The sequence below is a fragment of the Pseudomonas anuradhapurensis genome (assembly GCF_014269225.2).
Lineage (GTDB): Bacteria > Pseudomonadota > Gammaproteobacteria > Pseudomonadales > Pseudomonadaceae > Aquipseudomonas > Aquipseudomonas anuradhapurensis.
Genome location: NZ_CP077097.1, coordinates 1964949 through 1990000, shown reverse-complemented (window position 1 = coordinate 1990000; position 25052 = coordinate 1964949). Strand labels below are relative to the sequence as shown.

The 25052-nt window shown below is 63.8% G+C and carries 25 protein-coding genes and 1 pseudogene; 12 read left to right on the top strand and 14 right to left on the bottom strand.

The features are described from left to right. Window positions 1-85 precede the first annotated feature (85 nt). Together rhtA and HU763_RS09220 are read left to right on the top strand one after the other, a co-directional pair. Entirely contained in the window at window positions 86-973 is an 888-nt protein-coding gene (gene rhtA, locus HU763_RS09225; RefSeq protein WP_186690007.1) for a threonine/homoserine exporter RhtA, read from the top strand. Window positions 974-1163: 190 nt separating this feature from the next. Then, entirely contained in the window at window positions 1164-1445 is a 282-nt protein-coding gene (locus tag HU763_RS09220; RefSeq protein ID WP_170029178.1) for a hypothetical protein, read from the top strand. A gap of 39 nt (window positions 1446-1484) precedes the next feature. Here the strand turns inward: HU763_RS09220 and HU763_RS09215 are convergent, their stop codons facing one another. After that, the gene (locus tag HU763_RS09215) at window positions 1485-3293 is read right to left on the bottom strand and encodes an aminopeptidase P family protein (protein ID WP_186690009.1); all 1809 of its coding nucleotides are present in this window, start codon (window positions 3291-3293) and stop codon (window positions 1485-1487) included. A gap of 225 nt (window positions 3294-3518) precedes the next feature. On the opposite strand from HU763_RS09215, the gene HU763_RS09210 reads away from it, so the two are divergent. After that, window positions 3519-4631, top strand: a complete 1113-nt coding sequence (locus tag HU763_RS09210) for a DUF3182 family protein (protein WP_186690012.1) — start codon at window positions 3519-3521, stop codon at window positions 4629-4631. After that, complete coding sequence (locus tag HU763_RS09205; protein ID WP_170029175.1) at window positions 4615-5385, top strand: alpha/beta hydrolase family protein; 771 nt, start codon at window positions 4615-4617, stop codon at window positions 5383-5385. The genes HU763_RS09210 and HU763_RS09205 overlap by 17 nt, the downstream gene beginning before the upstream one ends. Here HU763_RS09205 and HU763_RS09200 read toward each other — a convergent pair. After that, a complete protein-coding gene (locus HU763_RS09200) occupies window positions 5364-5744 on the bottom strand; it encodes an antibiotic biosynthesis monooxygenase (RefSeq protein ID WP_186690014.1) in 381 nt (126 codons plus the stop codon). The two genes, HU763_RS09205 and HU763_RS09200, sit on opposite strands and share 22 nt — an antisense overlap. Before the next feature lie 59 nt (window positions 5745-5803). Beyond that, on the bottom strand, window positions 5804-6835 hold the full coding sequence (locus HU763_RS09195) for a GlxA family transcriptional regulator (protein ID WP_186690016.1): 1032 nt from the start codon (window positions 6833-6835) through the stop codon (window positions 5804-5806). A gap of 82 nt (window positions 6836-6917) precedes the next feature. Here HU763_RS09195 and HU763_RS09190 point away from each other — a divergent pair, with 82 nt between their 5' ends. After that, complete coding sequence (locus tag HU763_RS09190) at window positions 6918-7466, top strand: cysteine hydrolase family protein (protein ID WP_186690018.1); 549 nt, start codon at window positions 6918-6920, stop codon at window positions 7464-7466. A 142-nt stretch (window positions 7467-7608) separates the two neighbouring features. On the opposite strand, the gene HU763_RS09185 is transcribed toward HU763_RS09190, so the two are convergent. Continuing rightward, window positions 7609-8172, bottom strand: a complete 564-nt coding sequence (locus tag HU763_RS09185) for a helix-turn-helix domain-containing protein (RefSeq protein ID WP_186690020.1) — start codon at window positions 8170-8172, stop codon at window positions 7609-7611. 83 nt (window positions 8173-8255) lie between these two features. Here HU763_RS09185 and HU763_RS09180 point away from each other — a divergent pair, with 83 nt between their 5' ends. From HU763_RS09180 to HU763_RS09150, 7 genes are all read left to right on the top strand, one after another. Continuing rightward, a complete protein-coding gene (locus tag HU763_RS09180; protein WP_170029170.1) occupies window positions 8256-9188 on the top strand; it encodes a DMT family transporter in 933 nt (310 codons plus the stop codon). Window positions 9189-9350: 162 nt separating this feature from the next. Beyond that, window positions 9351-12266: a monovalent cation/H+ antiporter subunit A gene (locus HU763_RS09175; protein ID WP_186690022.1), complete on the top strand. Its 2916-nt coding sequence runs from the start codon at window positions 9351-9353 to the stop codon at window positions 12264-12266. Next, on the top strand, window positions 12266-12610 hold the full coding sequence (locus HU763_RS09170; RefSeq protein WP_170029168.1) for a Na+/H+ antiporter subunit C: 345 nt from the start codon (window positions 12266-12268) through the stop codon (window positions 12608-12610). Before HU763_RS09175 ends, HU763_RS09170 begins: the two co-directional genes overlap by 1 nt. Then, entirely contained in the window at window positions 12607-14286 is a 1680-nt protein-coding gene (locus HU763_RS09165; RefSeq protein ID WP_186690024.1) for a monovalent cation/H+ antiporter subunit D, read from the top strand. Before HU763_RS09170 ends, HU763_RS09165 begins: the two co-directional genes overlap by 4 nt. Then, a complete protein-coding gene (locus HU763_RS09160) occupies window positions 14283-14771 on the top strand; it encodes a Na+/H+ antiporter subunit E (protein WP_170029166.1) in 489 nt (162 codons plus the stop codon). Before HU763_RS09165 ends, HU763_RS09160 begins: the two co-directional genes overlap by 4 nt. Further along, window positions 14768-15046: a K+/H+ antiporter subunit F gene (locus HU763_RS09155; protein ID WP_170029165.1), complete on the top strand. Its 279-nt coding sequence runs from the start codon at window positions 14768-14770 to the stop codon at window positions 15044-15046. The genes HU763_RS09160 and HU763_RS09155 overlap by 4 nt, the downstream gene beginning before the upstream one ends. Further along, complete coding sequence (locus HU763_RS09150) at window positions 15043-15408, top strand: Na+/H+ antiporter subunit G (RefSeq protein ID WP_186690026.1); 366 nt, start codon at window positions 15043-15045, stop codon at window positions 15406-15408. The genes HU763_RS09155 and HU763_RS09150 overlap by 4 nt, the downstream gene beginning before the upstream one ends. Before the next feature lie 9 nt (window positions 15409-15417). Here HU763_RS09150 and HU763_RS09145 read toward each other — a convergent pair whose 3' ends face one another. From HU763_RS09145 to HU763_RS09100, 10 genes and pseudogenes are all read right to left on the bottom strand, one after another. Continuing rightward, window positions 15418-15630: a hypothetical protein gene (locus HU763_RS09145; RefSeq protein WP_186690028.1), complete on the bottom strand. Its 213-nt coding sequence runs from the start codon at window positions 15628-15630 to the stop codon at window positions 15418-15420. Beyond that, a complete protein-coding gene (locus tag HU763_RS09140; RefSeq protein WP_170029162.1) occupies window positions 15627-16097 on the bottom strand; it encodes a hypothetical protein in 471 nt (156 codons plus the stop codon). Before HU763_RS09140 ends, HU763_RS09145 begins: the two co-directional genes overlap by 4 nt. Window positions 16098-16501: 404 nt before the next feature. Continuing rightward, entirely contained in the window at window positions 16502-16696 is a 195-nt protein-coding gene (locus HU763_RS09135; protein WP_170029161.1) for a hypothetical protein, read from the bottom strand. 179 nt (window positions 16697-16875) lie between these two features. Further along, on the bottom strand, window positions 16876-17280 hold the full coding sequence (locus HU763_RS09130; RefSeq protein WP_003259022.1) for a TraR/DksA family transcriptional regulator: 405 nt from the start codon (window positions 17278-17280) through the stop codon (window positions 16876-16878). A gap of 506 nt (window positions 17281-17786) precedes the next feature. Next, window positions 17787-19151 (bottom strand): annotated as a pseudogene (locus tag HU763_RS09125) (IS3 family transposase). A gap of 326 nt (window positions 19152-19477) precedes the next feature. Next, window positions 19478-20251: an enoyl-CoA hydratase gene (locus HU763_RS09120; RefSeq protein WP_170029160.1), complete on the bottom strand. Its 774-nt coding sequence runs from the start codon at window positions 20249-20251 to the stop codon at window positions 19478-19480. Window positions 20252-20264: 13 nt separating this feature from the next. Then, window positions 20265-21392 carry an acyl-CoA dehydrogenase gene (locus HU763_RS09115; protein ID WP_186690030.1) on the bottom strand — a complete coding sequence of 376 codons (1128 nt, stop codon included), beginning with the start codon at window positions 21390-21392 and terminating at the stop codon, window positions 20265-20267. A gap of 8 nt (window positions 21393-21400) precedes the next feature. Next, on the bottom strand, window positions 21401-22594 hold the full coding sequence (locus HU763_RS09110; protein WP_186690032.1) for an acetyl-CoA C-acyltransferase: 1194 nt from the start codon (window positions 22592-22594) through the stop codon (window positions 21401-21403). A gap of 11 nt (window positions 22595-22605) precedes the next feature. Further along, the gene (locus HU763_RS09105) at window positions 22606-23373 is read right to left on the bottom strand and encodes an SDR family NAD(P)-dependent oxidoreductase (protein ID WP_186690034.1); all 768 of its coding nucleotides are present in this window, start codon (window positions 23371-23373) and stop codon (window positions 22606-22608) included. A gap of 13 nt (window positions 23374-23386) precedes the next feature. Continuing rightward, window positions 23387-25033: an AMP-binding protein gene (locus HU763_RS09100; RefSeq protein WP_186690036.1), complete on the bottom strand. Its 1647-nt coding sequence runs from the start codon at window positions 25031-25033 to the stop codon at window positions 23387-23389. Window positions 25034-25052: the final 19 nt, after the last annotated feature.

The window sequence follows — 25052 nt, the reverse complement described above, 5'->3', positions numbered from 1 at the left end:
CCGCTGTCTACCTTGGCTGTTCCCTTTCAGGCCAATTGCGCACTATAGTGCGCAATCTCAACCTGCCAAGGATCGCCGTACAGAAATGAACACCCAGCCTCGCAGCCTGGCCGCCAACCTCTTTCCGATCGGCCTGCTGCTCATTGCCATGGCATCGATACAGTCCGGCGCTTCCCTGGCGAAAAGCATGTTTCCCATCGTCGGCGCACAAGGCACCACCACCCTGCGCCTGATCTTCGCCAGCATCATCATGCTGCTGATATTGCGCCCCTGGCGCGTGCGCATGACTGCCCACACCCTGCGTAACGTGATCATCTATGGCATGGCCCTGGGCGGCATGAACTTCCTCTTCTATATGGCGCTGCGCACGGTACCGATCGGCATTGCCGTGGCCCTGGAATTCACCGGACCACTGGCGGTGGCGATGTTGTCCTCGCGTCGGCCAATCGATTTCCTGTGGATTGCCCTGGCCATCGTCGGCCTGCTGCTGTTGCTACCGGCTGGTGATGGCGGGCAGGCCCTGGACCCGGTCGGTGCCGCCTATGCCCTCGGCGCCGGAGTGTGCTGGGCGCTGTACATCCTGTTCGGGCAACGTGCCGGGGCCGAGCATGGCATTCAGAGTGCCGCGCTGGGGGTTGTGGTGGCTGCCCTGTTTGTCGCGCCCATCGGTATCGCCCACGCTGGCAGCACATTGCTCACACCCGCCGTGATCCCCCTGGCCCTGGGCGTTGCGATTCTGTCCACCGCCCTGCCCTACAGCCTGGAAATGGTCGCGCTCACACGTATCCCGGCGCGCACCTTCGGCACCCTGATGAGCATCGAACCGGCATTCGGCGCACTGTCCGGCCTGCTGTTTCTCGGCGAAGTGCTGACGCTCACCCAATGGCTGGCGATTCTGGCGATCATCATTGCCTCGGTCGGCACCACCTTGTCCATGCGCAAGGAGCCCAGCCCGGCGGTCGCCGCAGACTGACATGAGAAATATTTTCATTTGAGACAGGAATAGTGATTGTGGCGGTCCGCCGCGCTGATTAAGCTGTCACAAAATCATCATCTCTACGCTATCTACTGGACAGAACACGGACGCTGGGGAAATTTCAGGAAGAATCAAAGCAATAACGACGGGGCCAGACGGCTGATCCGCCCTGCATTTAAGGACAGGAATGAAACGTATTTTTCTCATCCTGGCCATCTTGGCCATTGCTGGATGTGCCGCCACCGCCAAGACCGAGGTCAAAAGGGGCAAGAAGGGCCTGCATATCAATTGCTCCGGCCTTTCCTCCTCGTGGGACAACTGTTACAGCAAGGCTGCGAGCGCCTGCAGCACGCGAGGCTATCGCGTCATCGCACGCTCGGGCGATAGCGATGAAGAACCGGGTGACTACTTGTTCGGCATCAACCCGGCGGGTTACACCAGCCGCAGCATGATCGTCATCTGCAAATAAAAAAGGGCAGCTCGCAAGCTGCCCTTTTTACTTGAAGCCTTATAATGGCACGGTGCGCGCCTCAAGCCAGGCCAGCGCTTCGCCCTTGAGCAAGGGTGCCAGGCGCTCGCGCACCTGGGCGTGATAGCGGTTCAACCAATCCCGTTCGTCCCTGGCCAGCAGCTCGGGCAACAGGCAACGGGTGTCGATCGGGCACAGCGTCAGGGTTTCGAAATTGAGGAACTCGCCAAAGGCGCTCGTGCCGGCCTCGCGGGTGACGACCAGGTTCTCGATGCGCACGCCCCACTGCCCCGGGCGGTAGGTGCCCGGCTCGATCGAGCTGATCATGCCCGGCTGCATCGCGGTCTGCGGTGTCGGCGCGGCCTGATAGGCAATCACCTGCGGCCCTTCGTGCACGTTCATGAAATAACCCACCCCATGCCCGGTGCCATGGCCGTAATCCACCTGGTCAGCCCAGATCGGTGCCCGCGCAATGGCGTCGAGCAACGGCGACAGCACGCCACGCGGGAAGCTGGCGCGCGACAAGGCAATCATGCCCTTGAGCACGCGCGTGCAGTCCTGCTTCTGCTGCAGGCTGGGGCTGCCCACCGGTACCATGCGGGTGATGTCGGTGGTACCGCCCAGGTACTGCCCACCCGAATCGATCAGCAGCAGACCATCGCCCTCGATGACCGCGTGCGACTGTTCGGTGGCGCGGTAATGCGGCATGGCGCCGTTGCCATTGAAGGCGGCAATGGTCGCGAAACTCAACGAAACGAAGCCCGGGCGCCGGGCTCGCGCAGCGCTCAGGCGCTCGTCGATGGTGAGTTCGGTGATGGTTTCCTGACCGAGGTTGGCCTCGAACCAGGCGAAGAATTCGCACAGGGCCGCGCCGTCCTGCTCCATCGCCTGGCGAATGTGCATCAGGTCGTCTTCGCCTTTGCACGCCTTGCTCAGGGTGGTGGGGTTGATTCCCTCGACCAGCTCAACCCCGCCGGGCAGGTTATCCAGCAGGCCACAGGTGACCCGGGCGGGATCGATCTGCAATCGGCTGCCGGCTGGCAGGGCGCCGAGGGCGCTACCGGCTTCGGTGTAGTCACGCACCTCGATGCCATCCACTGCCAGCACCTGGCGCAGATGGTCATCGAGCTTGTCCTGGCCGACGAACAGGATGGCTTGCTCCTGGCTGATCAGGGCGAACGCCATGAACACCGGGTTGTAGGACACGTCGCTGCCGCGCAGGTTGAAGAGCCAGGCGATGTCGTCCAGGGTGGCGATGAAGTGCCAGTCGGCGCCCTTGGCCTGCAGGCTCTGGCGCAACTGCTTGAGTTTTGCTGCCCGGCTCACCGTGGCGTGCGGCGGCAGGTGCTGGTAGACCGGGTTGCCCGGCAGCGCCGGGCGCCCATCCCAGACCTGTTCGAGCAGGTCCCGGCCGGTCACCAGCCGCGCCCCGCGCAGCTTCAACCGGTCGCCCAGCTGGCGTGCCGAAGCCAGGGCCATGACCGCACCATCCACCGCCACGCTGCCGTTGCGCTCGACGTGGTCGCCCAGCCATTCCAACGCGCCGGGTTTGCCTGGCAACAGCTTCATCAACTCGATGCCAGTGCCTGCCAGCTCGTGCTCCGCCTGTTCCCAATAGCGGCTATCGACCCATAACCCGGCAAAGTCGGCCGTGACCACCAGCGTGCCAACCGAGCCATGGAAGCCAGACAGCCACCGGCGCCCCTGCCAGTATGCCGGCAGGTATTCGGAAAGATGGGGGTCGGCCGAGGGTACCAGCAAGGCATCGATGCCCTCTGCGGCCATGACTTGGCGCACGTGTGCAAGGCGCTGCGGCACGCTTTGCCCAAGGGTGGTCTGAACGTTCATGCGCTCTCCTGCGGCTACATCACGATTGATCCAGTGTGCCGATAATGGAACAGCCGTCGAAGCCCTGCAATCGTGGCGACCGACACACGGTATGCATTGCCCGCCACGCCCTGCACATACAGGACATTTCCTACAGCGCGGCCGGGACCACCGATCAAGTTTTGCTGAACTTCGCCAAAGTAACGGCTTCACACAGATACATTCACTGCATACAGGCAAACGACCATGCCCAATGCCAGCGCCCCTAAAAGCGGCGTGGTGCTGCTCGACACCCGGGCACGCACCCCTGACCACGAGCATGCCGTGCATCTCAAGCTCGCCGAAGGCCTGGCGCGCTTGCTGGGTTGCCCATACGTGCAGCCCAGCCAACCGCCGAGCGCCGCCGATGGCTACTACTACCTGCCCACCGAAACCTTGGTCGACCCCAAGCGCCAGGCCAGCCTGGGCATCTGCAGCGAGCACGACCTGTTCGGTGGCCTGGTCGCCTATCCATACATGGCGACCAAGGCAATCTCCCACCCGTTACCGGCGGGGGCCAGTTTCCCTCCAGGCTGGACCGATGCCTTCGCCCGGCAAGCCAGCGACGCCCTGTTGCGCGGCTACACGGTGTTCAGCAAGGCCGACGCACGCAACGCCGCGCACCTGCTGCTGCTGGACGGCCCATTGCGGATCAAGCCCGTGCTGGCTTGTGCAGGCCGCGGGCAGCAGGTCATCACCACGCTGGATGCGCTGGAGCCACTGCTGGCCGGCATGGATGACCAGGAACTGGCCCTGTGGGGGCTGGTGCTGGAAGAAGACCTGAGCGAGGTGCAGACCTTCAGCGTCGGCCAGGTGCGCGTCGCCGGCCACACCTGCAGCTATCACGGCATCCAGTACCTGACCCGCGATCACCAGGGCGTCGAAGTCTATGGCGGCTCCGATCTGGTGGTGGTGCGCGGCGGCTACGACGCGCTGCTGCAGCTACCACTGGAAGATCACCTGCGCCTGGCCATCAACCAGGCAATCGTCTACGAGCAGGCAGCCGAGCGCCACCTGCCGGGCTTCATCGCCTCGCGGCGCAACTATGACATCGCCCGCGGCTTCACTGCCGAGGGCCACTTGCGCAGCGGCGTACTCGAACAATCCTGGCGGCTGGGCGGCGCCAGCAGTGCCGAACTGCTGGCCTTGCAAGCCTTTGCCGGCGACCCGGCATTGCAACGGGTGCGGGCTTCCACCCATGAAGTATTCGGCATCCCCGAACTGCCCACTGACGCCACCCTCTTCTATCAAGGAAACGACAGTGAACTCGGACAACTCAGCAAATTTGCGCGGATTCGCGACTATGACCATTCAGAGTGAAACCGTTGAACTGCAGGTCGAGGATGACAGCATCGTCGGCACCCTGGTCAGCCCTGGCAGCAAGATGCCGGGCATTCTCTTCGTGCATGGCTGGGGCGGCAGCCAGCAGCGCGACCTGGCACGTGCCCGGCATATCACCGGGCTGGGCTGTGTCTGCATGACCTTCGACCTGCGCGGCCACGAAAAGACCGAAAGCCAACGGCTGACCGTTACCCGCGAACAGAACCTGATGGACCTGGTAGTGGCCTACGACCGCCTGGTCAGCCACCCCGCTGTCGACAGCAGTGCCATCGCCATCATCGGCAGCAGCTATGGCGGCTACCTGGCCACCCTGTTGACCCGCGAGCGGCCAGTCAAATGGCTGGCCCTGCGCGTCCCTGCCATGTATTGGGACGAGGAATGGGACATTCCCAAGCAGACCCTGGACCGGCAGCGCCTCAACGCTTACCGCCAGCGCCCGCTCGGGCCGGCGGACAACCGCGCCCTGGCAGCCTGCGCCGAGTTCGCCGGCGATGTGCTGCTGGTGGAGTCCGAACAGGACGACTATGTGCCGCACAGTACGCTGATGAGCTACCGCTCGGCATTTGTCAGCGCTCATTCGCTCACGCACCGCATCGTCGACGGTGCCGACCATGCGTTGTCCAGTGAAGCTTGTCAGAAGGCCTACAGCTCGATCCTGGCGTCGTGGATCAGCGAAATGGTCATCGGCGCCCGGCTGGACCGTTACCCGCACTATGCGCCCTGGTATGCCTGAGCTTCACTCAGCTGGCAGTGCAGGCCGCCATCGGCGCCACGGACCAGGCTGCGCAGGGTCTGGTAGGCGGCAAACCTGACGCCACGCGCCTGATGCTCGGCGAGCAGTTCGAGAAACGGCTCCTCGACAAAATAGGCAGCGGCCGCCGCCCACGCCTGGCGGGACTGCCATTGCAGGTACTGCAACACTCGGCTGCCATCGTCACTGGCCTGGATGCTGACCCCCTGCAACCCCTCACAGCGTGTGGCCAGCTCTTCACTGCGCGCCACCAGCGCCTGGGCCAATGCCTGCTGGCGGACGCCGGGTACTTCATATTCGATCATCTGGGTAAACCACAGGGCATGGGGTGTTGCCATCATGAGCAGTCTCCTTGCTACGGACGCATGCAGCGCGATGCCGGGCAGGGTAAAACCTCAAGTTAAGTCAAGGTCAAGCGTTTTTCCGCTGCGGATACGCCGCACTCGCCCTGGCCGGAGACGGCAAAGCGCCGGCGATAATCGCTCGGGGTCAGGCCGGTTATGCGCTGAAACACCTTGCGAAACGCGCCCGGGTCCTGGTAGCCGACACCCCAGGCGATCTGATCGACGGTGCGCCGGGTGAACTCCAGCAAGCGGCACGCCCGCCCTACCCTCACTTGCTGGCAGTATTCGGTCGGCCGCAGCCCCGTTGCAGCACGAAAACGGCGCAGGAAAGTGCGGGCTTCCAGCCCCGCGCATGCAGCCATGCCGGCCAGGTCGACATCCTGCCCGCCATTGCCCTGCAACCAGTGCTGGACTTTCAGCACCGCCTCGTCGCCATGCTCCAGACGCGGGCGGAACACGGCACCAGGCAGCGGCGCCGACACCGGTTGCACTGCCAGGTAGCGGGCGGTTTCGCCTGCCAGGGTCGCGCCCATGAAGCGCTCCAGCAAACGCAGGCCCAGGTCGGTCCAGGCCATCAAGCCGGCCGAGGTGATCAGGTCGCCATCATCGAGCAAGGGCTGCTGGGCCCCGACCCGTATCCTGGGAAACCGCTGGGCCAGCGCTTGCACGTAGTTCCAGTGGGTACAGGCCGGGCGCCCGTCGAGCAGGCCGCTGGCAGCGATGAAGAACACACCGATGCACACCGAGGCCAGCACCGTGCCGCGCCCGTGCAGCTCGCGCAGCGGCGCACGGTGGCGCTCCAGCAACTCGGCTTGCGGTGCCGACTCCAGGCTCGGCGGTATGATCAGCACGCGCAGATCAGGCAAGGCGGCGCCTGGGCTCTCGGGCGCAGGCTGCAGTTGCCCCAGGTCGTCGACTTGCCAGAAGCTGACACGTAGCCGCGGCAACTCGACGGCCCCCAGCTCGGCGGCTACCCGGTTGGCCACCAGAAACAGGTCGGCCAGGCCATGCACAGCAGCACGCTGCGCGCCCTGGTACAGCAGCAGGCCGATATCCAGGCTGGTGGCATTGTCAGTTTTTGCCCGCATAGTGTCGTTTGCGCCAATCCTCAGGTCAGTGGCCACAGCCTATAACTAACGTCATCCAACGACTACTGCCACAGGAGGCAGCATGAGCAAGCAGGCGCTGATCATCATCGACATCCAGAACGACTACTTCCCCGGCGGCAGATGGACCCTCGATGGCGCTGAGCAGGCAGCCGACAATGCCGCACGCCTGCTGGCGGCGGCACGCCAACGGGGCGACCTGGTGGTGCATGTGCGGCATGAGTTCGAGAGTGCCGATGCGCCGTTCTTCGCGCCAGGCTCGCAAGGGGCGGCCATCCACGCCAAGGTCCGGCCCGCAGCGGGCGAGCCGGTGGTGCTCAAGCACAAGGTCAATGCCTTCCTCGGCACCGACCTGGAGCATACGCTGGACCAGCACGGTGTCGAAGCCTTGACCATCGTCGGCAGCATGAGCCACATGTGCATCGACGCTGCCACCCGCGCCGCGGCCGACCTGGGCTACGCCGTGACCGTGGCGCACGATGCCTGTGCAACCTTGCCCCTGGAGTTCGATGGCAAGCAGGTGCCGGCGGCGGACGTGCATGGGGCGGCAATGGCGGCGCTGGCGTTTGCCTATGCCAAGGTAGTCAAGACCGATGAACTGATAGGAAACTGACCGCGAGCCTCGGAATGTGCCTACGGGCCTCATCGCCGGCAAGCCGGCTATCACAGGTTCTCCACTGGCTCCGAGCGTGAAGGTGGACCAGTGGGCGCTGGCCTGCCGGCGATGAGGCCCGCAAACCCGCAAGACTTCTCGATCAGATCACCACATTGCGCACAAAGCGCACCGCCACGGCCCCGTCATTGCGGTAGGCATAGCGACAATTGCTGGCGAACACATGGAACTGGCCCTGCTGCAGGCAGTGCTCGAGGCCTTCGATGATCAGTGTCAGTTGCCCTTCGGCGACATAGATCTGCTCGCTCCAGCCTTCGGCATCGGCTTCGCTGCGATAGCACTCGCCGGGCGCCAGGGTCCACTCCCACAGCTCCACCTCGCGCCTTGCCGGGCTGCTGCCCAGCAGCACCGCCCTGCTCTGTGGATGCTCACCCGCCCAGGCCAGCTCTTCGATACGGCCCGGGTCACGCTGGTCCGGAGCCTGGATCAGGGTGCTGAAGGCCACGCCGAGGGCTTCGGCAATCAGGTCGAGGGTCGTCAGGCTGACATTCTTTTCGCCCGCCTCGATCGCCACCAGCATGCGCCGGCTGACCCCGGAACGCTCGGCGAGCGCCGTCTGGCTCATGCCTGCGGCGTTGCGCAGGCTGCGTACATTGAGGCTGACATGTTGTAGCACCGACGCCCGGTGCGAAGATTCTTTGTGCACTATAGTGCTCACTGGTCGGGATTGCGCAGTATACTGCCCACTTTGCGGCGATTGTGCGCCGCCCCTTCCGAGTACGCAAGACCATGAACCAGCCCAGCAGCAAGCCGACCGCCGCCGTTACCTTTCGCCTGAGCAAGGCCGAACTGGTGCTGGTCTTCATCACCATGTTGTGGGGCGGCACCTTTTTGCTGGTGCATAACGTGATGGCCGTCAGCGGGCCGATGTTCTTCGTCGGCCTGCGCTTCGCAGCAGCCGCGCTGTTCGTGGGCGTGGTATCGGCGCGGGCACTGCCTGGGCTGACGTTCACCGAACTCAAGGCCGGCGTGCTGATCGGCGTGTCGATCATGCTTGGCTACGGCCTGCAGACCATGGGCCTGCAAACCATCAGCAGCAGCCAGTCGGCATTCATAACCGCGTTGTATGTGCCGTTCGTGCCGCTGCTGCAATGGCTGGTGCTGGGCCGCCGGCCCGGCCTGATGCCGAGCATCGGTATCGGCCTGGCGTTCATCGGCCTGATGCTGCTGGCCGGCCCGGAAGGCGGCCGCCTGCATTTCAGCGAGGGCGAGCTGGTGACCCTGGTCAGCGCAGTGGCGATCGCCGGCGAAATCATCCTGATCAGCCGCTATGCCGGCCAGGTCGATGTGCGCCGGGTCACCGTGGTGCAACTGGCGACCGCCTCGCTGCTGGCATTCCTGATGATCGTGCCGACCCAGGAGCGCATTGCTGATTTTTCCTGGCTGCTGCTGGCCAGTGCGGTGGGCCTGGGCGCGATGAGCGCGGTGATCCAGGTGGCGATGAACTGGGCCCAGAAATCGGTCTCGCCCACCCGCGCCACGCTGATCTATGCCGGCGAACCCGTGTGGGCCGGGATCGTCGGGCGTATCGCCGGCGAACGCTTGCCAGGCGTGGCACTGCTCGGTGGCCTGTTGATCGTGATCGCGGTGGTGGTCAGCGAACTCAAGGTGCGTCGTGCGGGCGAAACCGAGCCAGCGCTGGAAGCACAGAGTGAACGCTAGCGGCACGCCCCGTCTCTAAAGCTGCGGCTATGCTTTGTAAGAAACTGTTATAAAAAATCAGCTGGTCACAGCCTGTTTGTAGGATTCTGCGACAGCTTGCGTGTTGGTGATCCCCCCCCTGGCACGTATGATTCCTGGCAAACTTCTCCAGAATAGGCCGCTATGTCATTGATAGTGCTATTGCTCCTGCCGTTCGTGGGCAGTTGCCTGGCAGCCGTGCTGCCGCACAACGCACGTAACGCGGAGTCCATTCTCGCCGGGCTCGTCGCCCTGGTCGGCACTGTCCAGGTAGCGCTGCTGTACCCTCAGGTTGCCCACGGCGGCGTGATCCGCGAAGAGTTCCTCTGGCTGCCCAGCCTGGGCTTGAACCTGGTACTGCGCATGGACGGCTTCGCCTGGCTGTTCGCCTTGCTGGTGCTGGGCATCGGTGCGCTGGTGTCGCTGTATGCCCGCTACTACATGTCGCCACAAGACCCGGTACCGCGCTTCTTCGCCTTTTTCCTCGCCTTCATGGGCGCCATGCTCGGCCTGGTGATCTCCGGCAACCTGATCCAGCTGGTGTTCTTCTGGGAACTCACCAGCCTGTTCTCCTTCCTGCTGATCGGCTACTGGCACCACCGTGCCGACGCCCGTCGCGGTGCCTACATGGCGCTGATGGTCACGGGTGCGGGCGGCCTGTGCCTGCTGGCAGGGGCACTGCTGCTCGGCCATGTGGTGGGCAGCTACGACCTGGACAAGGTCCTGGCTGCCGGCGACGTCATCCGCCAGCATGCACTGTACCCGGTGCTGCTGCCGCTAATCCTTATCGGTGCCCTGAGCAAGAGCGCCCAGTTTCCCTTCCAGTTCTGGCTGCCCCATGCCATGGCCGCACCGACCCCGGTGTCGGCCTATCTGCATTCGGCGACCATGGTCAAGGCCGGGGTGTTCCTGCTGGCCCGCCTGTGGCCGGTGCTGTCGGGCAGCGAAGAGTGGTTCTGGATCGTCGGCGGTGCAGGCGCCCTCACCCTGCTGCTTGGCGCCTTTGCCGCCATGTTCCAGAACGACCTCAAGGGCCTGCTGGCCTATTCGACCATCAGCCACCTGGGCCTGATCACCCTGCTGCTGGGGCTCAACAGCCCATTGGCCGCCGTTGCCGCCGTGTTCCACATCCTCAACCATGCCACCTTCAAGGCCTCGCTGTTCATGGCCGCCGGCATCATCGACCATGAAAGCGGCACCCGTGACATTCGCCGCCTGAGCGGCCTGGTGCGGCTGGTGCCGTACACCGCCACTCTGGCCATGGTGGCCAGCGCCTCGATGGCCGGCGTGCCGTTGATGAACGGCTTCCTGTCCAAGGAAATGTTCTTTGCCGAAACGGTGTTCATCAGTGCCACCGCCTGGGTCGAGGCCACGTTGCCGGTGATCGCCACCCTGGCTGGCACCTTCAGCGTGGCCTATGCCCTGCGCTTCACCGTCGACGTCTTTTTCGGCCCCAGCGCCGAAGACCTGCCGCACAACCCACATGAACCGCCACGCTGGATGCGTGCGCCAGTCGAGTTGCTGGTGTTGACCTGCCTGGTAGTGGGCATCTTCCCCGCCCAGTCAGTCGGCCCGCTGCTGGCAGCTGCCGCCCTGCCGGTCGTGGGCGGTACCCTGCCGGAGTACAGCCTGGCCATCTGGCACGGCTGGAACGCGCCGCTGATCATGAGCCTGATAGCCATGAGCGGCGGCATCGTGCTGTACCTGGTGCTGCGCAAACAGCTGCGCCTGGGCCGCTTCCCCTACCCGCCGCTGATCGAGCGCTTCAACGGCAAGCGCCTGTTCGAGCACGGCCAGGTGCAACTGATGCTGCTGGCGCGGCGCATCGAGCGCCTGCTTACCAGCCGCCGCCTGCAATCGCAGCTGTTCATGCTGGTACTCGCCGCCTTCTTCGCCGGCCTCATCCCCATGCTGTACAGCGGCCTGAGCTGGGGCGACCGGCCGAAGATTCCCGGCTCGGGCGTGTTCGTCGCGCTGTGGCTGATTGCGATTGCCTGCGCTATCGGCGCCGCCTACCAGGCCAAGTACCACCGCCTGGCGGCCTTGATCATGGTCAGCGTCTGCGGCCTGATGACCTGCATCACCTTCGTCTGGTTCTCGGCGCCCGACCTGGCCCTGACCCAGCTGGTGGTGGAAGTGGTCACCACCGTGCTGATCCTGCTCGGCCTGCGCTGGCTGCCACGGCGGATCGAAGGTGTGTCGCCACTGCCGGGCAGCCTGGACCGTGCACGCATGCGCCGCTTGCGCGACCTGTTGCTGGCAGTGCTGGTAGGTGGCGGCATGGCGGTGCTGTCCTACGCCATGCTGACCCGCCCGACACCCAACGACATTTCCTCGTTCTACCTGAGCCGCGCGCTGCCCCAGGGTGGTGGCACCAACGTGGTCAATGTCATGCTGGTCGACTTCCGTGGCTTCGACACCCTTGGTGAAATCACCGTGCTGGTGGCCGTTGCGCTGACCGTGTTCGCGTTGCTGCGGCGCTTCCGCCCACCGAAGGAAAGCATGCAACTGCCGTCGCAGCAGCGCCAGCTGGCACCCGATGTGGTCACCGACCTGATCAACCCGCGGCATGCCACCGACACCGCCCTGGGCTTCATGATGGTGCCTGCCGTGCTGGTGCGCCTGCTGCTGCCGATCGCCCTGCTGGTATCGATGTACCTGTTCATGCGTGGCCATAACCAGCCAGGGGGAGGCTTCGTCGCTGGCCTGGTGATGTCGGTGGCGTTCATCCTGCAATACATGGTGGCCGGCACCCAGTGGGTCGAAGCACAGATGAGCCTGCGCCCGCTGCGCTGGATGGGCACCGGGCTGCTGTGCGCAACCCTGACCGGGGCAGGCGCCATGCTGTTGGGCTACCCGTTCCTCACCACCCATACCGCCCACCTGCACCTGCCGGTGCTTGGCGATGTGCACGTGGCCAGTGCGCTGTTCTTCGATGTCGGCGTGTTCACCGTGGTGGTCGGCTCGACCCTGCTGATCCTCACGGCCCTGGCGCACCAGTCGGTGCGCGCCTACCGCCCGGGCAACCCGGCGAAAACCAGCCAAGCGGGAGCCGCCTGATGGAAGAAGTGATTGCAATCGCCATCGGCGTCCTGGCCGCCTCGGGGGTATGGCTGATCCTGCGCCCGCGGACCTACCAGGTGATCATGGGGCTGTGCCTGCTGTCGTACGGGGTCAACCTGTTCATCTTCAGCATGGGCAGCCTGTTCATCGGCAAGGAACCGATCATCAAGGACGGCCTGCCGCAGGACCTGCTGCATTACACCGACCCGCTGCCGCAGGCGCTGGTGCTCACCGCCATCGTCATCAGTTTCGCCATGACCGCCCTGTTCCTGGTGGTGTTGCTGGCCTCGCGCGGCCTGACCGGTACCGACCACGTCGATGGCCGGGAGCGTGACGAATGAGCGGCATGAGTCAACTGATCATCGCGCCCATCCTGCTGCCGTTGGTAACGGCGGCGGTAATGTTGCTGCTGGGCGAGAAACACCGGCAGCTGAAGGCCCGGTTGAACCTGCTGTCGACCTTCACTGGCCTGGCCATCGCGGTCAGCCTGCTGTTGTGGGTACGCATCCAGGGCCAGGCGGAATCGATCGGCGTCTATCTGCCAGGCAACTGGCCGGCACCGTTCGGCATCGTGCTGGTGGTCGACCACCTGTCGGCGCTGATGCTGACCCTCACCGGCACCATCGGTTTCAGTGCCCTGCTGTTTGCCCGAGCCCGCTGGGATGGCGCCGGGGCCAGTTTCCATGCGCTGTTCCAGATCCAGTTGATGGGCCTGTACGGCGCCTTCCTCACCGCCGACCTGTTCAACCTGTTCGTATTCTTCGAGGTGCTGCTGGCAGCCTCCTATGGCCTGCTGCTGCACGGCTCGGGGCGTGCCCGGGTGCGTGCCGGCCTGCACTACATCGCCATCAACCTCTTTGCCTCGTCACTGTTTCTGGTCGGCGCGGCGATGCTGTATGGCGTGACTGGCACCCTGAACATGGCAGACCTGGCCGTGAAGATCCCGCTGGTGCCGGAGGCCGACCGTGGCTTGCTGCATGCCGGTGCGGCCATCCTGGCCATCGCCTTCCTGGCCAAGGCCGGCATCTGGCCATTGAACTTCTGGCTGGTGCCGGCCTATGCCTCGGCCAGCGCGCCGGTGGCGGCGCTGTTCGCGATCATGACCAAGGTTGGTCTGTATGCCGTGCTGCGCCTGTGGACCCTGCTGTTCTCGGGGCAGGCCGGGGCTTCGGCGCACTTCGGTGGCGACTGGCTGGTATCAGGTGGCCTGGTCACCCTGGCAGTGGCGGCGGTGTCGATCCTGGCGGCGCAACGCCTGGAGCGGATGGCTGCCCTCAGTATTTTGGTCTCGGCCGGTACCCTGCTCGCCGCCATCGGCTTCGCCCAGTCGGCGCTGACCGGTGCAGCGTTGTTCTATCTGGTCAACTCGACCCTGGCGCTGTGCGCGCTGTTCCTTCTCGCCGAGCTGGTCGAACGCTCGCGCTCGGCCAATGAAGCACCGCTGGACGAAGAGGAAGACGCCATGCCACCGCCGCTGGAGTCACTGCACCCGCCCAAGGGCATCAACCTCGATGATGAGCAACAGGTGGTGATCGGCCAGATCATCCCCTGGACCATGGCGTTTCTCGGCCTCAGCTTCATCGCCTGTGCCCTGCTGATCATCGGCATGCCACCGTTGTCGGGCTTTATCGGCAAGCTCAACCTGATCAGCGCGCTGTTCAACCCGCTGGGGCTGGGCGTGCCCCCTGAACAACCACTGGGTATGTCCGGCTGGGGCCTGGTGAGCTTGCTGATCCTGTCAGGCATGGCCTCGCTGATTGCCTTTGGCCGCGTCGGCATCCAGCGTTTCTGGAAGCCCGAAGAGCGTCCGTCACCGCTACTGCGCCGCTATGAATGCCTGCCCATCGTCATCCTGCTCGGCCTGTGCATGGTTCTCAGCCTCAGGGCCGAGCCGTTGCTGCGCTATACCCAGGACACCGCCGCCAGCCTGCAGGCTCCCGAGCTTTACATACAAGCCGTCATGGCCGCGCGACCCGTCCCCGGCCCGACCTCGCTCGACGTACAGGTGCAGCCATGAAGCGACTGTTCCCCGCCCCGCTGTTATCGGTGTCGCTGTTCGCGCTGTGGCTGCTGCTGAACCTTTCGCTCAGCCCCGGCAACCTGCTGCTGGGTGCTGCACTCGGCGTGCTGGCGCCGCTGCTGATGGCACCGCTGCGCCCCCAGCATGCCCATGTGCGGCGGCCACTGGTCATCGCCCGGCTGATCGGCCGGGTCGGCATTGATGTGATCATCTCCAACCTGCTGGTGGCCCGTGGCGTGCTGCGTGCCGGCAAGCAGCCGCCACGCTCGGCGTTCGTGCACATCCCGCTGAGCCTGCGCGATGCGCATGGCCTGGCGGCGCTGTCGATGATTACCACGGTAGTGCCAGGCACGGTCTGGTCCGAGCTGGCGCTGGACCGCAGCGTCTTGCTGCTGCATGTGTTCGACCTGGACGATGAGGCGGCCTTCATCCAGCACTTCAAGGACACCTACGAACGCCCGCTGATGGAGATCTTCCAATGACAGGTCTGCTTGCCAATGCTGTCCTCGCCAGCCTGTTCATCTTCGCCCTGGCCATGGCCCTGGCACTGATCCGGCTGTTCCGCGGCCCGTCCGCCCAGGACCGGGTGCTGGCGCTGGACTACCTGTACATCCTGGCCATGCTGAGCATGCTGGTGCTGGGCATCCGTTATGCCAGTGACACCTACTTCGAAGGTGCACTGCTGATTGCGCTGTTCGGCTTCGTCGGCTCGTTTGCCCTGGCCAAGTTCCTGCTGCGCGGTGAGGTGATCGAATGACTGAACCCCTGCAACTGCCGTTCTGGGTAGAACTGGTGACCGCCGTGCTGCTGCTGGCCGGTAGCCTGTTTGCGCTGGTCGGTGCCGTGGGCCTGGTACGCCTGAAGGACTATTTCCAGCGCATGCACCCGCCGGCACTGGCCTCGACCATCGGCGCCTGGTGCGTGGCGCTGGCCTCGATCATCTACTTTTCCTGGCTCAAGCAAGCGCCGGTGCTGCACGCCTGGCTGATTCCGATCCTGCTGTCCGTTACCGTGCCGGTCACCACCCTACTGCTGGCCCGGGCAGCGCTGTTCCGCAAGCGCATGGCCAACGAGCCGGTGCCGGAAGAAGTCAGCAGCGGGCGCGATCGCGGCAACTGACCAGTCGCCTCACGCCTGGCTGAGGCGCTGCAACTCGCGGCGGACCATGGCCACATAGGGCGGCGGGCCAAGGCGGTACAATTCGCCTGCTACCCAGTTCAACCAGGCACTTTGCAGTTCCGCGCGCCTGGCCAGCAAACGCTGGGCCTCGGCCACGGCATCCGCCTGGTGTTGGCGATGAAACTCGGCACGCGTGGTGGGTGTGTCGTCACCGTGGGTCATTCACTGGCCTTGAAGGTGGTCAGTTCACCTTTGCGCCATTTGGCGACCTTGCCGGTCACCGCCTTGAGCAACTTGCCCAGGCCTTCCTGAATCTGCTGCTGTGCGGCGAATACCAGCATCACGCCGTGGCCCTCGCGGAACACGATGCCCTCACCTTCAGGTACCGAGACGAAGGCGTAATCGCCTACGCCATAGACGTTCAGCTTGATTTCACGAAAGCGCATTTCCAGCTTGCCACCTTCCCGGCTGGGCAGCACGGCGGCGCGGAAGTGGTCGCCGACTTTAAGTTCGAGGCGCTGTTTGTCGTCGACCACCAATGCGCTTTCGGTGTCGATTTCGGCCATGTAAAGGCCTTCGGGATTCTGTTCGGTGACGTAGACAAAGCGACCCTGGAACAGCTGGGCCAATTTACCGCGCAAGTCGCCCAGGGCGAACAACGCATGGGTATCAAGAGTGCTGACTGCCAATGAAGTAATCCTCAACCGGTTACAACCCGCGCTCACCCAAGCTCGGTGAAGCACGGCCATTTCTTGTCGATAGGCGAAAAGAGTAATGAAGCGATATGCGAAATGTCTGCGCCCGCTGGCGATGCAGCGTGCGGGATTCTTTACTCTGGCTTGCCAGATCTGGCCTCAATACAGGCTTTCGGCATATTCCCGATCCGGGAAGTGTAATGTCTGACAGCAAACCCGCCAGAAAGATGCGACAGGCAATGCCGGAGCGCACGTGAAAACGGGCCCTGCAATCCATCAGTGCATTACTGAGGGAAGAATATGCACGAAAACACCGAAATCCGTCGAGAGGCAAAGCGCATTTCTTGCCGTTGATACAGCCTGCCCTCGTTTTACCAGGCCCGGCGCAATCGATGCGCTCAGGCGGCCAAGCCTTTCTTCAACTGTTGCAACCAGGCTGCCTGGCACTCCAGCGCCTCTTCGCGCGTGGCGAAGGCGGTACCACGCCGCTCGCCATTGACCAGCACCACCCAGCAGATGCGTTTACCCAACGCCCGCAGCGTGGCCGGCACACCCGAGCCAATCATCACGGCTACATCGACCCGGCTATTCATCATTCCCTCCGGAATTTAATTAGCACCCTAACGATAAAGCCATGATACGCCCGCTCGCCGCGCGGAAACAGCGCATCCCGGTACAGCAGTTTTACGCGCGGGGCAACAAAACCGCCGGCGGCAAAGAAACGCAAAAAGCCCCAGGGATCGCTCCGTGGGGCTTGGCACACCGCGCGGGGTTACACCTGGCGCTGGTGGCGATCGAGCTGCTCGTGGCGCTCCTGGGCTTCGATGCAGTACTTGGTGGTCGGGCTGATCAGCAGGCGCTTCAGGCCGATCGGCTCACCGCTGTCGTCGCACCAGCCGAAGCTTTCGTCGGCAATACGGTCCAGGGCCATTTCCAGCTGGGGCAGCAGGCGCTGGTCGCGGTCGATGGCATTTACCAGCCAGCTACGCTCCTCTTCGACCGAAGCCACGTCGGCAGGGTCCGACGGGGTGTCCAGGCCTTCGATGGTGGCACGGCTCAGCTCGATGCGTTCATGGGTTTCGACTTTCATCGCCTGCAGCAGGCCAGCGAAGAAAGCCAGCTGGTCAGCGTTCATGTAGTCATCGGCCGACATGGCCAGCAACTGTTCCTTGGTCATCGATTTCTCTATGAAAAAATGTGCATTTGGGCGATTCATATGCTGCCGACGCCTTGGCATCGGTGGCGGAATTCTTCAAGCGCCAACCGGCACTCTTTTACAGGGGGCGGAAGTCTAAGGCGCCGCGTCGCGTGGAGCAACTGCAATCGGGTGGGAATTTGCTTCCATTGTCTACATTCCGCTGGTCGGTGCCTTCAGCTCAATGCGATCGCCGCCCTCATACTAGGAGTCTGGCCGTGGCCCTGCGTCGCGCTGGCGCTAGCTCTTGCTCTTGCTCTTGCTCTTGCTCTTGCTCTTGCTCTTGCTCTTGCTCTTGCTCTTGCTCTTGCTCTTGCTCTTGCTCTGCTTTTGATCTTGATCTTCGCGACTTCAGGAGGCCGGAGTGAGGGAACCCCGAAGCGCAGCGTAGGGGCCGGATGATGGGAGCGCAGCGTTTTTTGGTTACTTTTTGCCGCGTTTGGCAAAAAGTGACTCGCCTGAACTGACCCCGGAATGTTGGACAGGGGTTAACGGTTCAGTGCTTGGGTCCGAAATTGTACCGGACTCAAGCCATTCAATCTGAGGCTTATGCGTTCCTGGTTGTAGTAGGCGATGTAGTCGTCCAGCCCTGATGCCAACTGCTCCACGCTCTCAAACGGATTCTAGGTAGAAGAACTCGCTCTTGAGCGTACCGAAGAAGCTTTCCATGGCGGCATTATCCAGGCAATTTCCCTTACGTGACATGCTCTGCTCAACGTTCTTCTCGGCCAACATGTGCCGGTAGGTCGGCTGGCGGTACTGCCAGCCTTGATCAGAGTGCAAGATTGGTTTGTCACCTTGATTCAGCCGCCCAAAGGCTTGCTCCAACATGCTCGAAACCATACTGAACTCAGGTCGGCGGTTGGTCTGGTAAGCCAGGATTTCCCCGTTGTACAGGTCCATCACCGGCGAGAGAAACAGCTTCTGCCCCTTTACCTTGAACTCCGTCACGTCAGTCGCCCATTTCTGATTAGGGCCTTCTGTCTTGAATTCCCGCTTGAGCAGATTAGGTGAGACAAGCCCCACATCGCCCCGATAAGAGCGGTATTTCTTCGGTCTGACCAATGATTTAAGGCCCATCAACTGCATCAAACGCTGCACCTTCTTGTGATTGATTGACTCACCGGTGTGCCCAAGGGCCGCGGTGATGCGGCGATAGCCATAGCGTCCGCGATGCTGGTGATAGACGCTGCGGATGCGGTCTTTCAGTTCTGCATGCTTGTCAGTCAGCAGCGCTTTGCCTTGGTAGTAGAACGTGCTGCGCGCCAACCCGGCAGCACGGAGCAACAAAGCAAGTGGATATACCTGCCTCAATCCTTGGACGGCCTGCGTTTTCTTGGCTGCGCAGTCCGAGGGTCCGCCTGGATCAAGGCATCGAGCTTTTTTAGATAGGCATTCTCGGCACGCAGATAGGCCAGCTCTTTGAGCATTTGCTCAGGTGTCAGGTCAACGTCCGCAAGGCCTTCAGGGCTTACTGTGGTTTTTTTGGACGGTTTGCGGGGCATGCTGGGCTCTCGGTGACGATGCGGTTGAAGTGCTTCAACTCCACCTGCATCGTACCGTTTTTTCCATTCCCTGATACTGCTCGGGCCGCGGATATCAAATCGTATGCACGCTTGCTGGGCGGACAGCCCCTCTTGCTCGATGCACTGCAACACCTTCAGTTTGAACTGGGCATCGTAGTGGCTGTATTTCGCAGCCAAACCTGCGGCACCGTGCGCATCATGGCCCTTGACCCAGCGGCGTAGGATCGATGGGCTCAGGCCGTGCTTGACGCCCACCTCATGAATACTGTCGGCAGACAGAGATTCCTCGATCAGCAATTGCTTGAGCGATAGGTTGTATTTCGTCATGGAACACCCCCTCGGTGAGGTCAGGTGTCCAACATTCAGGGGTCAGTTCAACGGCGAGTCACTTTTTGCCAAACGCGGCAAAAAGTAACCAAAAAACGCTGACTCCCATCATCCGGCCCCTACGCTGCGCTCCGGGGTCCCCTCGCTACGGGCTTGCTCCCGGGAGGACGCGCTGCAGGCCCCATCCATGGGGCCTCAGCGCTTGACGGGCATCCATGCCCGTCACCTCCCTCCGCAAGCCCTTCGCTCGGCCTCCTGAAGTCGCATTCGGGGGCGCCTGAACTATCGCGCGCTTAAAAGCAAAAGCAACGGCAACGATGCTGCTATCAACGATCCTTGAACTGCGCCTCACGCTTGCCAATGAACGCAGCCATGCCCTCTTTCTGGTCCTCGGTAGCAAATGCCGCATGGAACACCCGCCGTTCAAAGCGCACGCCTTCACTGAGGGTCACTTCAAACGCCCGATTGACGCTCTCTTTCACCATCATGCTCACCGGTATCGACTTGCTGGCAATGGTCGCCGCCACCTTCAGCGCCTCTTCCACCAGCTCCGCCTGCGGCACGATACGCGCCACCAAGCCAGCGCGCTCGGCTTCTTCAGCGCCCATCAGGCGGCCCGTCAGGCACAGTTCCATGGCCTTGGCCTTGCCCACCGCGCGGGTCAGGCGCTGGGTGCCACCCATGCCCGGCAACACGCCGAGGTTGATTTCCGGCTGGCCGAACTTGGCATTGTCCGCCGCCAGAATGAAATCACACATCATCGCCAGCTCGCAGCCACCCCCCAGGGCAAAGCCCGACACCGCGGCGATGATCGGCTTGCGCCGGTTGGCAATACGGTCGGCATCGCTGAACAGGTCGTCGACGTAGATTTGCGGATATTGCAGCTCGGCCATTTCCTTGATGTCGGCACCAGCGGCGAAGGCCTTGGCGGAACCGGTCAGCACCACGCAGCCAATGTTCGGGTCACGCTCGAGCTGGTCCAGGGCCTGGTTGATCTCGCCAACGATCTGCGCGTTAAGCGCGTTCAGCGCCTGCGGGCGGTTGAGGGTGATCAGGCCGACCTTGCCGTGGATATCCAACAGGATGGTTTCGAATGCCATGCAGTCTGCTCCTTCAAAGATTGCGCGCAATGACCATGCGCTGAATGTCGCTGGTGCCTTCGTAGATCTGGCAAACCCGAACGTCGCGGTAGATACGCTCCAGCGGGAAGTCGCTCAGATAGCCATAACCGCCCAGGGTCTGCAAGGCATCCGAACAGACCTTTTCGGCCATTTCCGAGGCAAACAGCTTGGCCATCGATGCTTCCACCAGCGCCGGGCGCCCGGCATCGCGCAATGCCGCGGCGTGCAGCACCATCTGCCGGGCCACGGTAATTTTCGTTGCCATGTCGGCCAGGCGGAACGCCACCGCCTGGTGTTCGATCAACGCCTTGCCGAAACTCTGCCGCTCGTTGGCATAGTCGCGCGCCACTTCGAACGCCGCGCGGGCCATGCCCACCGCTTGTGCGGCAATGCCGATACGGCCACCTTCGAGGTTTGCCAGGGCAATCTTGTAGCCCTCACCCTCCGCGCCCAGGCGATTGGCCAGGGGCACGCGCACATTGTCGAAAACGATCTGGCAGGTGTCGGAAGCGTGCTGACCAAGCTTGTCCTCGACCCGCGCCACCTGGTAACCCGGCGAATCGGTGGGCACGATGAAGGCGCTGATGCCGCGCTTGCCGGCGTCCGGGTCGGTGACAGCGAACACGATCACCACCCCGGCGTTCTGGCCAGAGGTGATGAACTGCTTGCTGCCGTTGAGTACATAGTGATCGCCATCCAGGCGTGCACGGGTCTTCAGGCTGCTGGCATCGGAGCCAGCCTGCGGTTCGGTCAGGGCGAAGGCACCAAGCATCGCGCCGCTGGCCAGCGGGGCAAGGAACTGGACTTTCTGCTGCTCGCTGCCAAAGCGCAGGATCGGCACGCAGCCCACCGAGTTGTGCACGCTCATGATGGTCGAGCAGGCACCATCACCGGCGGCGATTTCTTCAAGGGCCATGGCATAGGCCACGTACCCGGTGTCGCTGCCCCCCCACTGCTCCGGCACCAGCATGCCGAACAGCCCCAGCTCGGCCATCTCCTCGATGGCCTCCTTGGGGAAGCGATGTTCCTTGTCCCACTGCTCGGCAAACGGCTTCAGGCGCTCCTGGGCAAAGGCGCGCACCGCGTCGGCGATCTGTTGTTGCTCGTCAGTTACCAGCATGGTTCACCTCAGTACAGGCATTCGACAGCCATGGCCGTGGCTTCGCCACCGCCGATGCAGATGGCCGCCACGCCACGGCGCAGGTTGTTCTGGCGCAGGGCCGACAGCAGGGTCACCAGGATGCGTGCGCCGGAAGCGCCGATCGGATGGCCGAGGGCGCAGGCACCGCCATGGATGTTGACCTTGTCATGTGGCAGGTCGAGGTGCTTCATGGCCGCCAGGGTGACCACGGCGAAGGCCTCGTTGATCTCGAACAGGTCGACATCGGCCAGGTTCCAGCCGGTGCGCTTCATCAGCTTGTCGATGGCGCCGATCGGGGCGGTCGGGAACAGCGCCGGGGTGTCGGCGAAGGCGGCGTGGCCGTGGATCACCGCCAGCGGCTTGAGGCCGCGCTTGTCGGCTTCGGAGCGGCGCATCAGCACCAGCGCCGCGGCACCGTCGGAAATCGAACTGGAGTTGGCGGCGGTCACCGTGCCACCTTCGCGGAACGCCGGCTTGAGCTGCGGGATCTTGTCCAGGCGCGCCTTGGGCGGCTGCTCGTCATCCTTGACAACGCGCTTTTCCTTGCCTTCGGTGACTTCCACCGGGACGATCTCGGCAGCGAAACGGCCGTTGCTGATCGCCGCCTGGGCACGGGTCAGCGAGGCAATGGCGAACTGGTCCTGGGCCTCTCGGCTGAAGGCATTGGCCTGGGCGCAGTCTTCAGCGAAGGTGCCCATCAGCCGGCCTTTGTCGTAGGCGTCTTCCAGGCCGTCCATGAACATATGGTCGATGATCCGGCCGTGGCCCATGCGATAGCCACCACGGGCCTTGTCCAGTAGGTAGGGGGCATTGGTCATGCTTTCCATGCCCCCGGCCACTACCACGTCGGCGGTGCCGGCCAGCAGCAGGTCATGGGCCATGATAGCCGCCTGCATGCCCGAGCCACACATCTTGTTCAGGGTGGTGCAGGTGGTGTGCTTGTCCAGCCCGGCCCCCAGCGCAGCCTGTCGGGCCGGCGCCTGGCCCTGGCCAGCCGGCAGCACGCAGCCGAACAGCACCTGCTCGACACTGGCGGCATCGATGCCGGCACGCTCGACAGCCGCACGAATGGCCGCGCTGCCCAGTTGTGGTGCCGTCAGGCTCTTGAGGTCGCCCTGCAGGCCGCCCATGGGCGTGCGCACGGCGCTAACAATTACGATCGGGTCGTTGGCGAGGGTCATGTTGGTTCTCCTTACTTGGCAGCCATGCGCAGTGCACCGTCGAGGCGGATCACCTCGCCGTTGAGCATGCTGTTCTCGATGATGTGGCGGGCAAGCGCGGCATATTCCTGCGGGCGGCCCAGGCGTGGCGGGAAGGGCACGCCGGCTGCCAGCGATGCCCGTACTTCCTCGCTCATGCCGGCCATCATCGGCGTTTCGAAGATGCCTGGGGCGATGGTCATCACCCGGATGCCGAAGCGCGCCAGTTCGCGGGCCGCCGGCAGGGTCAGGCTGGCGATGGCGCCCTTGGAGGCTGCGTAGGCGGCCTGGCCGATCTGCCCGTCGTAGGCGGCGATGGAAGCGGTGTTGATGATCACCCCGCGCTCGCCGCCCTCATCGGCAGCCCCTTCGGCCATGGCCGCCGCGGCCAGGCGCAGCAGGTTGAAGCTGCCGATGAGGTTGACGTTGACCACCTTGGCGAAGCTGGCCAGGCCGTGCGGGCCCTGCTTGCCGAGCACTTTTTCGGCGCCGACGATACCCGCGCAGTTGACCAGCCCGTGCAGGCTGCCGAAGGCACTGACAGCCGCGTCGACCGCCGCCTGCGCAGCCTGTTCGTCGCTGATGTCGGCCACTGCGAAGCGGGCGTTGCCGCCCAGTTCGCGGGCCTTGGCTTCGACAGCCTGGGCATTGAGGTCGACCAGCATGACCTTGGCGCCGGCCTCGACCAGCATCTGCGCGGTGGCCGCCCCCAGCCCGGAGGCGGCGCCGCTGACGATGAAGTGTTTGTTGGCTATTTGCATGATCGGTTTCCTTTCAGGCGCTGGCAGGGGTGGCCTGTTGCGCTTGTTGTTTGGCGACTTCCTGGTTACGCAGGATGAAGCGTTGCAGCTTGCCGCTCGGGGTCTTGGGCAGCTCGCTGACGAATTCGATTTCCCTGGGGTAGGCATGCGCATACAGGCGCAGGCGCACGTGCTGGCGCAGGGTTTCCTCCAGCTCGGCGCTGCCTGCGTGGCCGCTGGCCAGGACCACGAAGGCCTTGATCAGCTCGGTACGCTCGGGGTCCGGTTTGCCGATCACGGCGGCCTCGACCACTGCCGGGTGCTCGATCAGCGCGCTTTCCACATCGAACGGGCCAACCCGGTAGCCCGAGGTAGTGATCACGTCGTCGCTGCGGCCGACGAAGCTGATGCTGCCGTCCGGGTTCAGCTCGACGGTATCGCCGCTGAGGTAATACTTGCCGACGAAGGCCTTGGTCGGCAGGCCGTGGTAGCCGCCAAACCAGCACAGCGGCGACTGCTCACGGTCGACCGCGAGAATTCCCGGCTGGCCGGCTGTCAGTTCCTGCCCCTGCTCGTCCACCACGACGATGCGATGGCCGGGGATGGCAAAGCCGGCCGAGCCCAGGTGCACCGGGTGCTGCAGGCCATGGTGGTTGCACAGCACCATGCCCAGTTCGGTCTGGCCATAGTGATCATGGATGGTCACGCCCAGCTCGTCGGCAAACCAGCGGATCACCTCCGGGTTGAGCGGTTCGCCGGCGCTGCTGACCACCCGCAGCCGGCCCTTGACCGGCTTGGCGAATGCGTCGCCGGCGGCTATCAGCAGGCGGTAAGCGGTGGGCGAGCCGGCCAGGTTGGTGATGCCCAGCGTGTCGATCACCTGGGCGCAGCTGTCGACGCTGAACGGGCCATCGTAGAAGGTGGTGGCATGGCCCAGCGACAGCGGGCCAGTGACGGCGTAATACAGGCCATAGGCCCAGCCCGGGTCGGCCAGGTTCCAGAAGTTGTCTTGCGGACGCAGGTCGATGGCATCGCGCATGTAACCCTGGAACGCGACGATCGCGCGCAGCGGCACCTCCAGCGGCTTGGCCGGGCCGGTGGTACCGGATGTGAACATCAGCAGGAACGGGTCATCGCCCGAACGCATCAGCGGTTCGCAGCGCTCCGTCGTGCTGGCCAGGCTCTGCTGGAAATCCAACTCGCCGCTGCGGGCGTTGACCGTGATGATGGTCGGGCAGCCGTGCACATCGTCCAGCTTGGCGCGGTTGTTGCTGTCGGTGACGACGACGCGGGCGTGGGATTGTTCCAGGCGGTGCTCGATGGCCTTGGGGCCGAAGGCGGTGAACAGTGGCTGGTACACAGCCCCCAGGCGCCAGGTGGCAAGAATCGTGATCAACAATTCGGGGGTACGTGGCATCAAGCCAGCGACGCGATCTCCCGCTTGCACCCCTTGGGCCTTGAGCACTGTGGCGAAACGGGCTGCCAGGTCGCTGAGCTGGTCGAAACTGTACCGCGCAATGTTGCCGTCGCGGTCCAGGCTGGTCAGTGCCAGCTTGCCGGCCCCGGCATGGCGGTCGCAGCATTCGACACAGGCGTTGAGGGCCGTGAGGTCGCCATGCAGTGCCGCCGCAGCAGCCTGGGCATGGTCGAAGGCACGAACGGCCTCGGCGTAATCACGCATCGTCGGACTCCTGGTTTGT